Raw genomic sequence first — 11,676 nt, forward strand, 5'->3', positions numbered from 1 at the left:
TCGAAACAATCCTGTTGACATAAATGGAGCATGCCACATGGCCTATAGAACAAGAACTAATTTATATGAAACCAACACTATTAATTCGTTTATTAACCTTATCAGCATTGAGTTTTTCGCTGGGATCTTGTACCGATCTGGATGTTGATATAAAATCACAACTGACGGAATTTCCGGATTCGGAACGTGCAGCCGAGGCAATTCTTGCCGATGTATATGCCGCCTATCGTGGCGCAATGGGGCGCGATCATTGGATGGTCCAAACACTCTCGGCAGTTGAAGCAGTGAGTGTTTCCATGGGTACAGACTGGTTTGATGGCGGTCGATACCGCGAATTCCATCTGCACAATTGGAACGCAGACAACGGCCTCTTACCAAGTATCTGGAACGATGCTTCCACTGGAATCACCTTAGCCAATAATGCCATTGCATTATTCGGGGAAGATAAAGAAAAGCTGACGGCACCTGCCCGCGCAATCCGTGCTTATTATTATTTTATACTGATGGATAATTTTGGCGCCGCACCGTTGATCACAGGGCCTGTTGATGCTGTCCCCGCACGTTCAAGCCGTGCTGAAATTTGCCGTTTTATTGAGGCCGAATTGCTTGCGGTGAAGGATTTGTTACCGACCACGGTTTCTGTAGCAACCTATGGAAAAGCAACGAAATATATGGCCGAAGCATTGCTGGCTAAGTTGTACCTCAACTGGGCTGTTTATACGGCTACGGACGTAGCCAATTACAATCCAAGTACACAAAATGAAAAATTAAATGATGTGGTTGCGATGTGCGACCAGATTATTTCCTCAGGACAGTTTAACCTGACAAGCCACAAGTTTATGGCCAAGTTTCGCCCCGATAATGGTTATCAGATAAAGGATTTTATATTTGCCATACCCTATGATCGTGAAAAACAGCAGGGTATGACTTATTCGCGCTTCTGGATACACCGAAGTGCCCAAAATCAGTTTGCAACATTGCCTCAAAGTGTTGGGGGGACTTTTCGTGTATTACCAAGCTATTTGGAGAAATTTAATCTGGCAGGCGACGAAAGAAATGCCTCATACATCGGCGGTAAGCAATATTATTGGTCAAATTATACAGAAGATAAGACTCGTCCTTTTCTGATCAGAACTTCCAAACGCGGCATAGATCAGGATTATAATGCTGCGGATGCAGATGCGCAGTTTGATTGGCAATTGGAGACAACTAAAGAAATTACTTTGCGTTCGGATGGTGCGGCCACGCTGAATGTAGGTAACGACCAAAAGGGACGCTCGATGGGGTACAGATCCATTAAGTTTTATATGGACGTAGCCGTTACATCAGCCAATCAGCGTAATCAGAGCAATGATGTACCTGTATTTCGCTATGCCGATATCCTGTTGATGAAAGCGGAGGCTATACTCCGTGGGGCTACCGCGACCAATGGTCAGACCGCACAATCTTTGGTTAATCAGATCCGAGCCTATGTCAATGCACCTGTACTCACGGCTGCCCCAAGTCTACAGGATGTGTTGGATGAGCGGGCACGTGAGTTTGCTGATGAGTCCTGGCGTAGAAATGACCTGATCCGTTACGGAAAATTTGAAGATAACTGGGGATTCCGATCGCTGTATCCTGCCGGCATGAGCGAGAAGTTCCGTCGTATTTTCCCTGTACCAACAACTGTATTAAACGTAAACACCCACTGGCAACAGAATCCTGGTTATTAAAATCTATTGATGAAACGCAGAACTTTTATGAAAAATTCCCTGGGCACGGCGATTACAGCCGGCCTGGGCGGAATTACGCTCAGTAGCTTCGGTCTGACAAAACCTACGCAACTTGAAAGCGAAGATATACAACAGCTTTTGAAACCCAGAGATGCCTATGATCTCCATTTTATGGCTGTAGGCGACTGGGGACGCAATGGTGCCGACCATCAGTTGGCTGTAGCGGGGCAGATGGGCCAATGGGCCGATCATCATCCCAATGACTTTATCATTTCTACCGGTGATAATTTTTACCCTTCCGGAGTGGTCAGTGAATATGATCCCCTGTGGCATTATTCGTTTGAAAATATCTATACCGCATTTTCGCTGCAATGGGACTGGTATCCCATTTTGGGAAACCACGATTATAAATCAGATCCCGATGCACAGGTACGTTATAGTACGATCAGCAGACGTTGGAAGATGCCTGCGCGTTATTACAGCAAGACATTTGCGCTTAAGGATGGGAAAAAAGTACTGATGGCCTTTATCGATACTAATCCGATGATTCCTGAATTTTACAGTAACAGCGAGTATGGGCCACATGTTGCGGGACAGCAACCCGAGAAACAGGTGGCCTGGCTAGATCAGCTACTGGAAAACTCGGATGCCCATTGGAAAATTGTCGTCGGTCATCATCCCCTGTATACGGCGGGGCCGCGGACGACGAATTACGACACCCTGGCGGTTCGAAAAGTCTTGGAGTCTATCTTTGAAAAGCGGGGAGTAGATATCTACCTTTCAGGACATGAACATTCGCTGCAGCACTTAAAAGTGGAAGGCAAGAAGTTTCATCAGTTTATCTCCGGGGCAGGATCAGAGGTAACGCCTGTAAAAACCGATCTGCCGTATAGTCGTTTTGCGAAAGATCAATACGGGTTTTTCTCTTTCTCGATCAGTAGCGAAGAAATAGCTTGTCAGGTTATCAGCCATGAGGGTATAGAGCTGTATCGGACAGTGCTTGCAAAAGTATAAAGTCAGAGGGCAGGCGGTATGGAGCAGATTCGTACCTGCTTCGTACCTTATTCGGATGCGATACAGATATTGTACAGGTGCTGTACAGCTATCGTACAGACCCTGAACAGGAATTACCTGTTCGGGATTTGGTCAATAATGATCACCAGATTGTTGAGCTCCGAAGGTGGTCCGAACACAGTACGAGCACAACCCGAATACATTGGCGCTCGAGGTAAAAAAAACAGATTAACCTGGGTTAAAAAAGAAACATTCCTCTGACGCATTTTTTGCGCGTCAGAGGAATGCTTCACACGTTGTGTTAAATAGATATGCTGCAGGACTTCGCTGCGAAAAAGAATACAGCGAGCCATACGAGTCCTTTAGCCAGAAAGAAGAGAAATGCTCCAATTCCGGCACGCTTAAGCCATTTTGATTTGTTGTTTTTTTGCTCCATCTAAGGAAATAAACACCGGTGCACTTATTTTAGTTTGCACTAGCAATAGGAGTGAATACTTCGCCAAAGTTATAAAAAGTTTGGTTTGCAATCTCTACTGCGCGATCATAAGTGGCAGGATCTTCTGAATATTTGTTTAATACCGCTGTAAATCCAGCCCACATCATACGGCTATTTTCGCCATAACCTTCGAAGAAAGAAGTTCCTTTGGTAACGCCATATTTGTTGAGCATCTGCACGATATACGGACCACCCATGATGGAACCTTCCAAAACATATAATGATGCAAGTGCTTCTTGTATATTTGCTACAGCTGGAGCATTTGCTTCCGGCAAGTTATCTACGTTACCACCCAAAGCTTCGATATCGCTTTTGATGTAAGATGAGTTGCGGCGTTCGGCCAAATCGGGCAATACTTCTGCGGTTACAAAAGGAGCGATGCTATCTTCTACGGCGCGGAAATAAGCATAAAAGCCTTTCAATACTTCTGCGTAATCTGCTTCAGAACGAATATTTTTCAATTGGCGCACGATCGTTCCTTCTACGTTTTGGTGAGCTGCGTGCGTTTGCTCTTTGATATGTTGACTTAACATGTTCTTATTTTTATTTATAACGATTCTATACAAAGATTCGTATTTATTTCCACAAATTTATGCTGTTTTCTGCTTTATCATCTATGAAAAATGGTTTTAATTTAAACATAAGTATGACAAAGTCCAGCTGCAATAAGTTTCTTACTTTAATCTAAAATTTGTTTTAAGTAGCAAATTTTCGTCTGCTGGCAACGGAAAATAAGTAACAGACGAAATTGCTGTGCGGTTTTCGTCTTTTGTAATGTCCTTTAGCGCTGCTGCAAGCCAGGCTTCCTTTGGATCCCCGGGATGGCGGGAGGTTTCTACCGGAGCTAAGGCCAGGTCGACGGGTATGCCATCAAAATAATCACACCAGCCATTGGCATTCCGGATGAGAAATGAAGCCAGGTATACATCGAAATCTCCTATTTGGACTGAAAAAAAACCTACGGGTTTGCCAAAAGTCTGCTGACCAATCAGGCGTATCGGAATATAAGGTTTGAAGCTGCTGATCAGTAATTCACTTGACGAAGCCGTGCGTTCAGATACAATGCATGACAGCTGCTGTAGTGAATTGAAATGTCCCTTTTTGATAAAGTAATGCGTATTGGCTTTTTCACTATAATCCACATCAGCCATTGTCGCAAGGCGTCCTTTGTATTGAACCACTTTGCCACTGGCATCCAGATAGGGTTGTTTAAGGAGTAGTTTTGCTTTGCCTTGCTGTACATTCGGATGAAATTGCTCGCTAAACATCACTTTTTTATCCAGTCTGGCTGGGCTAATGAGGTTGGCTAAATATTCTGCGGTCTCCACATAACCTCCACCGTTATGACGTAGATCGAGGATGAGATGTGTAACTTGTTTTTGCGCCAGTTCGGCTGCAAGTTGATCCAGTTCAGCCTTCACTGTCTGGAGCTGGGGAAAGGAGGGAATATAAACATAAGCAATCCGTTTGTTTCCCGCAGACCAGTAGGACAGGTGTGTAGCATACCTGTAAGGTGTTTCTATGCTGGCCATGTGACCACTACTTTTCTTGTCGTTACGACGACGCTCCAAATATGAATATTTGGGTTTATTGGGGATGGTCGACAATTCGTAAGGTCTATCTTTCTTGTGCAAAGCGTATTGGCTGAGGGCAAAAAGTGCCCGCTCATAAGCCGTTTGCTCGGGGTCTATCTGTGCATATTTCGTCCGCGGATCAAAAGTTGTATATGAAGGGAGAGATTCCTGCCAGCGGTATAGCTGTTTGGCATACAGGTAGATTGAGTCGAGAGTCAATTCTTTTTTTGTTCCTGTTTTTGGACTAATAAATTCATCGGGCAGAGTTGTTGTTTTACTGCCGTTCTGACAAGCTGTTATAGCAGTTATTGTCGCTAATAAACCAACTATTTGGCGGATTCGACTCATTATTTGATGCGCATTTTGTTCCCCATCCTTGTAGTTGATTCGCTACAAAATGGATAATTATCTGAAATTTAATACTTTTTTACTTTTTTATTTAATATAAAAGCCTAATTTTGTGCCAATTTATTTAATTTTTGATGCCTCCGCTACTGTGGAGTACTCAAAATGTCCCAAAGGTATCCCCTTTGGGATTTTTTATTTTAGGGCAATACAGGTCGTTCTGTTTTGTTTGGTACACTGGATAAACTCTCCAAAAAAGCCAAGATATTTTCCTGTTCTTTACTGCTTAATCGGATATTTTGAATATGCGGCGATAAGGTGCCATTGATCTGTTGTCCTATCTTTTGGGGCATGCCCTGACTCAGCAGGTTGATCAGTTCACCTAAGCTCGAAATACTACCATTGTGCAGGTAGGGTGCAGTATGGATCACATTGCGCAGACCCGGCGTGCGAAATTTACCTTTGTCTGTTTCCAATCCTGTTGCCTCAAAGCGACCATTATCCAAGGCACCTTTGCTGGTAACAGCATAACCCAGATTATGAAAATCGAGATCGGTAAAGAAGGCGCCGTTATGGCAGTTGATGCATTTCCCTTTTGTGCGAAACAGATGGAGGCCTTCGAGCTGTGCATCGTTTAATGCCTGGTAATCTCCTTTGATAAAACGGTCAAAGGCGGTTTCACCACTGCTAATTGATCTTGAATACGCTGCTATGGCATCTAGCAATCCTTCGACGCTCATCGTCTGGCTCGAGTAAGCCGCCTCATATAAACGAAGATAGCCTGGTATAGCTTGCAGCTTGGCGGGTAAAGCAGTCGTATTTCCGCCCATTTCGATGGGGGAGTTGATGGCTTCGGCGATCTGCTCTCGATAAGTCATTGCGCGGCCATCGTGGAAGAGTTTGCCTTCCAGGTACCAGACATTTTCCATGGAAGGTGTATTGCGGTGATGCAGTGCGATCCCATCTGCCGTTGTTTTTTGGTCGATCCAGTAGGTGTCCGGATGATGACATGAAGCGCAAGTCTTCATGCCATTACCGGTGCGGGGGTCGAAAAATAAGGCTTTGCCAAGTGCTATTAGCTCGGCCTTATCTTTCGATGGGTTTTCGGGTAAAGCGGCCAGTTCACGTACCTTGATATTGTTGTACCAAGCGGCAGCTGGCCATTTTTCTGCCGATTTACTATATTGTTGGCGTAAGGTTTCTTCTGGCAAAGTAGGAGCTGTAGGCTCTTCTGGAACAGAAGCGCTCTTGCTGCAACTGCATAGTATCAGTGCCACGAAACATGCTACGATCAATTGCCTTCCGTGATAGCGAAAATACGCGCTCAAAAATATCCTAGGCAAGACGTTAATTAATTTAAAGTGATACTAAAATCACCTTCTGACAATAACTTCCCGTTTTTATCCATCATCTTCAAGGATTTAATTGCGTTTCCCCGTACAGATACGGGAATGGGTAGCTTTATTGTCATCGTTGCAACATCAAACACTACATTGTTGATAGTATATTCGTTATTTAGGTTATCAATCGCTATAAAATGGTCAAAATCTGCCTTGAAATAAAGTTCATAAGTCTCTTTACTATTTATGTTCAGCACCAAGTCGCCGCCCTTTTTGCCAGTATAAAACATACCTTGCCATTGTATGACGTTGTATAATGTTGGTAAGAATACTTCAAAAGCATCGGTGAGTTTCGTGTAACGTCCGGAGATCAGTTTGATGTGGTATTTGCCTGGTTTGAGATCTTCTGGAGTATTAAATTGTGCAATGAAAGATGTTGGAGGTTGAGAAAAAGAAAGTAAGGTCTCTTTTCCATCTTTATCGACCAGATAGCCCTTGGTTTGTGCCTCGTCTGGCAAAATATTTTCTCCTCGTACTACCAAATCCTCATTTTTTGGGTAACTAAGGTAATATTTGCCTTCAAGCAGATTCATTTCTGCCTGTACCAGCGGCTGGTTGTACTGGAATACCAATGTATAATTTTTGCTGGAACCATCTTGTGCCCGCACAGTATAGGTAATTGGTTTGTCGAATTGTAACTGTATTGCTGTCCCAGATGCAGGAGTAATTGTCGCTAATTCCGAAATTTTAATAGTGGGCGTAATGCTTTCGGGCTGCTCCACCAAGGGTGGCCAATATAAGATAATCTGGTCATTCACAATACTGGCTGACAAAGTTTTGCCATCAGCATCCTGAATGCTAAAGGATTCGATGTCGTTGTAGGGTAGGCTGGGGTATTCGGTTTTACAGGACCAGCATGTTAATGCTAGCATAAAAATAGCTAGAAATTGAATGATATGTATTTGTTTTTTCAAAAATGAGTGTTGCATAATTTTTTTTGGTTAAAAAATCGTTATGCGGATGATGATTAGGTTATAAAGATCCGCAACCCATCCACCAGGTTGCGGAATCTTTCATTCATTAAATAGGAAGGACTATAATGCCTTAACTTCGATACTGGTATCTGCTTTTACTTGTAATTGACCTGCCACTACTTGTTGGCCAACATTTGTAAAATTAATTAACTTAACAGCATACGAAGCTCCGGAAGAATTTCCGACCAACACTGTCAAAGGTTGGATTGCTTGGTTTGCATGGCTATCTAAATCATATTCATACCATTCGCCACTACCCTGTGATGATACTGGAGTCGCTGTTGCCCAATCTGATGCTGTAACGGAAGCGATGTCTTTTGCTACCGTTCTGATCGAATAAGATCCATTAGCCTTGATCGAACCATTTACATGGCTAAAGAATGCAACTTGGCCAGAGCTACTTAAGCTTTGTGCACCTGTAGCAAGGTCTACATAGACTGCAGGCCAAGTTGCTGCAGCTGCTGGGCTCCACCATTGACCTACAACAGTGTAGTTACTATTTGCCTTAGCTTGGTTCAGCGCTAAAGGAGCTGTTGCTGATTCTTTTGTTGGGGCTGCTGCCCATACTGCTGCCGATAGCACAGTCACGGCCATCGCTGATTTTAAGATAGTTTTGATGTTTGAGTTCATATCGAGATCTCCTCTTGTTTTAATTTATTTAATTTTGATGCCACCATGGCATACTGTGGATGCTTGTTTATGATTCCGTTATTGTACTTGGAGACAACTGTGTCTTTACAACATCGGCCCAGTCTTTAAATTGGAATTTGATCTGTAAGTTATCAAAGGTTCCGATTGGAAGATTTGTTGGTAAGGAAACCGTCATTTCGGTACGGTTATAAGATTTAATGGTCAATGGATAATCCTTTCCATTGAGTGTCATAATAACAGCTGTCGGATCTAAAATTACTTTATCTAAGTTGGCTTTAATGGTCCAGTCTTTATTTTTTGCCAAATTTAGACCCGATAAGCTAACAATTACATCCGGTTGACGATATGTAATTTTGAGCGGATTGGCTAATGTAATGGTATGGTTGATGTTGGTCACCTCTACATCATAAATGCCTGCTTTAATATCGGATGGAATGCGGTTTTCCCGTTCGGTACCCGTATAGCTTAATTGGTATCCAATCACCGAAACTTTCAAGCTATTGGGCGTAGCCATCTTAAATCGCTCCTTGGTTTCTTGATTAATCAATGCAATACTCACCAATGAAGGATTGGTATGCATAAAGGTTCCATTAATGGCTGGAAAAGCACCTCCAGGGCCTTTTGTAAGCGAAATAGAAGATGTCGATGCAAAAGTCGCTTCAAAAGATGGTGTACTTTGCAATTCAATCTTTAAGCTATAGGTTCTTGTGGTACCTGTAGCGGACTTTACAGTATACGTCTGGTTCTTTTCATCTGTTTTAACAGGCAAAATTTCTTCGGCTATACTGGCTCCATTGGAGAGTTTAATGTTCGGATCTATCACCAATAGACCGTAGTAGTAGGGGACATAAACCGTAATGGTATTGGCCTCATTGTCGATGGCTCCATAAATAACTTCGTCATTTGGAAGATTGGTGACTTTGTATTCCAGTATTTTATCTGCTGGAAGTAAGGCTAGTTCTTCCGTTTTGGTGCAGCGGGTTAGCAGCAATCCTACAAAAAGGAAGCTTAAAATGCTGTATATTCTTTTCATGTTAGTTTAGTGTCTAATAAGTAAGCTATGCTTATTTTTTTAGTTAGTGATTGTAAATTTGGTACTGCCAGCTTTGGCAAGTACATATTGGAAAGAAAAGTAGGGTGTTGGTGAATCTTTAAACCAATCTTTTGGATCCAAGAGGTCTTTATAGATGCTTTGTATCTTGATCTTGGCATAATTCCCCTGGGCTGTACGGACGATCAATGTATTGTTTTCGATAGGATAGCAAACGTGTTTTTTGTTTTCGGCTCCACCACCTTTGATTACGCCATCAAAATCATATAAATACCAACCTAGACCTTCACCAAATGCTCCTGAATCATCTGTACCATATGCTTTTTCACCTTTGCGAAACTCGGCGTCTGAAGGGATATCGATTACATCTTCAAATTTTTTCTTCACAATGAGTATACCGCCTTTCCCTGGGCCACCTTTACCAAATCCATTTGCTGTATTGTTGCAATTGATAAAACTGCGGTATATTTCTGAGCAAGAGATGTCCCATCGTGCGGTTAGTTTATAATCCGGTGTCACAGCTTTGTTCTGTTCCAGGCTGTAATATATTGGTGATTGCGCCGTGGTTGGTGCACTCCCAGCAGGTAAGTCTTCGCCAAAGTTCTTAACCGTAATCAAGCGGTTAAACATAGCTTCTGGTGCAACAGGATCTGGTTCAGGCTCTACTACTGTGGGCTCGCTTTTGCTACAGGCCCCCAACACAATTAAAAATGCCAATACCGGTATGAATTTTAATAGGTTGCTGCGTTTCTTTATTTTCATTGTTACTAGTTTTTTGTGTTAGTCGATACTTTGTCCCTTTTCTATACATGTAGTATGGTTGTTAGTATGGTATTTTTATTTAAATTGATTCTAAATAATAGTAAAGATAAAATCTTTTGCTGATAAAGTATGTATGAAAATTGGTATTTAATATATTTTTTTCGGTTTTTGATTTTTGGTTAACAAAAGCAGCTGGAATTTTAATCAGCTGATTTGCTAGTATGTTTCTTTAGGCCTTCTCAATAGACCTTCTCAAACTTATATTTCAGTTTACTACTGTTTAACAAACTTTTTAAAATTGATGTTATAGGTTGCATTTCCATTAGCTGCAGTAATGCCGCCTGCTTGAATTACATAAAGCTCATCTGCTTCGTTATTCAATTTCTCACCTTTGTACATTACGATGTACCGATTGGCAGTAGGGTAGACAGCATGATTGTTTGCAAAATCATAGATAATCCATGTTGGGCCTGTCACCGGTGCTCCGGCACTTGACGCATCAATGCCGAGTTTGTCAGTCAAAGTGATGTTGGCTGCTAATACCGATGTTAGTGTCAGCTTTTCAATACTCGTGTTTGCCTGATCAAAATAGCCCATTTTATAATTATCTGATGAAGTGTTTTGTAAAGTTGAACCATACATCCCCGAAAGATTGATCATACTCTTAGTTTCTTCCTGAACAGTATTTGTTTTAAAATCATAAAAAGTCTTTACGCCAGAAGGAACTGCGATTGTTGCAGTTGATGAAACAGCTGTCTCATCACTAAGTTTTGGGTCCTCAGGCTTTTCTTCTGGTTGCTCCGTTGGCTCCTCTACCACTGCCTCGTCCTTGCTACAAGAAGTAAAACCTAAACTCAATGCACATAGTAGTGCTGCTGTTGTAAATAATCTATTCATCTTTAATTTAATTGTGTAATTTTTCCTTATTATCTTATTATAATGTGTTTGTATTTAAGTCTTTGCTGCCATCCTGCTGTACATAATATCTAAATGTATAGTATGGGGCAGGCCAATTTAGGTTGGTTACCGCCGCTGGGTTTCCCTTATAGGCATTGATCAGCTGTAATTTGGCATATTTGCCATCGGGTAAGCGAATCGCATAGGTACGATTGGGGAGCGCCTGCATAATATGGGTGCTCAAACTATAGCGAAACCAGCCATCCGAACCATCTGTTGCTGCCCAGCCAATTTTGTTTACTTCACTTTTATTAAACTCTTCATCCGAAGGGGCTACAGTGACACTCTGATAGGCTTGTCGCAGTAAAACCACAGCGGTATTATTTGCCTGGCCGCCATAACCCGGATTGTATTCATGCTGGGAATTGTTCACATAGATCTCTGAATTATAAGGACCTGTAAAGGCAATATCCCAATCCTTTGTTTTAAGCCACTGCGCAGAATCGGCTTTGGTCTTAACCCATATTTGCTTTTGATCTTTAAAACGAAAAAGAAATATAAAAAATGGTCTTTGCTCTTTTCCTTCAGTACCTTCGCCCATGGCTGCATCGGTATCGCCAGCAAGATCTTTGATCATTGTACTTTTGCCATCTTCTAATCCGATCGTATAGTCTTTATCTTTCCCACAGGATACCACTGTCAATAACAATAGTGCTGAAAAAATACAACGGCCAATCTTGTGAAAGGAAAGCCAGATGCTACATTCTCCAATAATCATGCGAATCGTTCTCATCTTT

At 42.2% G+C, this 11,676-nt stretch carries 11 protein-coding genes; 2 read left to right on the forward strand and 9 right to left on the reverse strand.

Annotated features, from left to right (window positions below):
• The first annotated feature begins 65 nt into the window (after positions 1 to 65).
• The gene (locus B2107_RS01805) at positions 66 to 1,715 is read left to right on the forward strand and encodes a RagB/SusD family nutrient uptake outer membrane protein (protein ID WP_293952603.1); all 1,650 of its coding nucleotides are present in this window, start codon (positions 66 to 68) and stop codon (positions 1,713 to 1,715) included.
• Positions 1,716 to 1,724: 9 nt separating this feature from the next.
• Complete coding sequence (locus B2107_RS01810) at positions 1,725 to 2,729, forward strand: metallophosphoesterase (protein WP_293952605.1); 1,005 nt, start codon at positions 1,725 to 1,727, stop codon at positions 2,727 to 2,729.
• 465 nt (positions 2,730 to 3,194) lie between these two features.
• Here the strand turns inward: B2107_RS01810 and B2107_RS01815 are convergent, their stop codons facing one another.
• From B2107_RS01815 to B2107_RS01855, 9 genes are all read right to left on the reverse strand, one after another.
• Entirely contained in the window at positions 3,195 to 3,758 is a 564-nt protein-coding gene (locus tag B2107_RS01815; protein ID WP_293952607.1) for a biliverdin-producing heme oxygenase, read from the reverse strand.
• 141 nt (positions 3,759 to 3,899) lie between these two features.
• Positions 3,900 to 5,147, reverse strand: a complete 1,248-nt coding sequence (locus B2107_RS01820; protein ID WP_293952609.1) for a S41 family peptidase — start codon at positions 5,145 to 5,147, stop codon at positions 3,900 to 3,902.
• Between the two features lie 197 nt (positions 5,148 to 5,344).
• Complete coding sequence (locus B2107_RS01825; protein ID WP_293952610.1) at positions 5,345 to 6,421, reverse strand: cytochrome-c peroxidase; 1,077 nt, start codon at positions 6,419 to 6,421, stop codon at positions 5,345 to 5,347.
• A gap of 74 nt (positions 6,422 to 6,495) precedes the next feature.
• Positions 6,496 to 7,416 (reverse strand): hypothetical protein, encoded by a 921-nt coding sequence (locus B2107_RS01830; protein ID WP_293952612.1) that lies wholly within the window; start codon positions 7,414 to 7,416, stop codon positions 6,496 to 6,498.
• A gap of 162 nt (positions 7,417 to 7,578) precedes the next feature.
• Positions 7,579 to 8,148: a hypothetical protein gene (locus B2107_RS01835; protein WP_293952614.1), complete on the reverse strand. Its 570-nt coding sequence runs from the start codon at positions 8,146 to 8,148 to the stop codon at positions 7,579 to 7,581.
• Positions 8,149 to 8,215: 67 nt separating this feature from the next.
• Complete coding sequence (locus B2107_RS01840) at positions 8,216 to 9,202, reverse strand: hypothetical protein (RefSeq protein ID WP_293952616.1); 987 nt, start codon at positions 9,200 to 9,202, stop codon at positions 8,216 to 8,218.
• Positions 9,203 to 9,241: 39 nt separating this feature from the next.
• Positions 9,242 to 9,982, reverse strand: coding sequence for an HmuY family protein (locus B2107_RS01845; RefSeq protein ID WP_088161409.1), 741 nt, complete (start codon positions 9,980 to 9,982; stop codon positions 9,242 to 9,244).
• A 273-nt stretch (positions 9,983 to 10,255) separates the two neighbouring features.
• The gene (locus B2107_RS01850) at positions 10,256 to 10,879 is read right to left on the reverse strand and encodes a hypothetical protein (RefSeq protein ID WP_075992429.1); all 624 of its coding nucleotides are present in this window, start codon (positions 10,877 to 10,879) and stop codon (positions 10,256 to 10,258) included.
• Positions 10,880 to 10,916: 37 nt separating this feature from the next.
• A complete protein-coding gene (locus tag B2107_RS01855; RefSeq protein WP_293952623.1) occupies positions 10,917 to 11,672 on the reverse strand; it encodes an HmuY family protein in 756 nt (251 codons plus the stop codon).
• Positions 11,673 to 11,676 lie beyond the last annotated feature (4 nt).

It is taken from the genome of Sphingobacterium sp. UBA7855, from assembly GCA_002500745.1.
Taxonomy (GTDB): Bacteria; Bacteroidota; Bacteroidia; order Sphingobacteriales; family Sphingobacteriaceae; genus Sphingobacterium.

Coding starts and splice junctions, on each gene's coding strand:
- B2107_RS01805 (WP_293952603.1), top strand. CDS start 66: ATGAAACCAACACTATTAATTCGTTTATTAACCTTATCAGCATTGAGT.
- B2107_RS01810 (WP_293952605.1), top strand. CDS start 1,725: ATGAAACGCAGAACTTTTATGAAAAATTCCCTGGGCACGGCGATTACA.
- B2107_RS01815 (WP_293952607.1), bottom strand. CDS start 3,758: ATGTTAAGTCAACATATCAAAGAGCAAACGCACGCAGCTCACCAAAAC.
- B2107_RS01820 (WP_293952609.1), bottom strand. CDS start 5,147: ATGAGTCGAATCCGCCAAATAGTTGGTTTATTAGCGACAATAACTGCT.
- B2107_RS01830 (WP_293952612.1), bottom strand. CDS start 7,416: ATGCTAGCATTAACATGCTGGTCCTGTAAAACCGAATACCCCAGCCTA.
- B2107_RS01835 (WP_293952614.1), bottom strand. CDS start 8,148: ATGAACTCAAACATCAAAACTATCTTAAAATCAGCGATGGCCGTGACT.
- B2107_RS01840 (WP_293952616.1), bottom strand. CDS start 9,202: ATGAAAAGAATATACAGCATTTTAAGCTTCCTTTTTGTAGGATTGCTG.
- B2107_RS01845 (WP_088161409.1), bottom strand. CDS start 9,982: ATGAAAATAAAGAAACGCAGCAACCTATTAAAATTCATACCGGTATTG.
- B2107_RS01850 (WP_075992429.1), bottom strand. CDS start 10,879: ATGAATAGATTATTTACAACAGCAGCACTACTATGTGCATTGAGTTTA.
- B2107_RS01855 (WP_293952623.1), bottom strand. CDS start 11,672: ATGAGAACGATTCGCATGATTATTGGAGAATGTAGCATCTGGCTTTCC.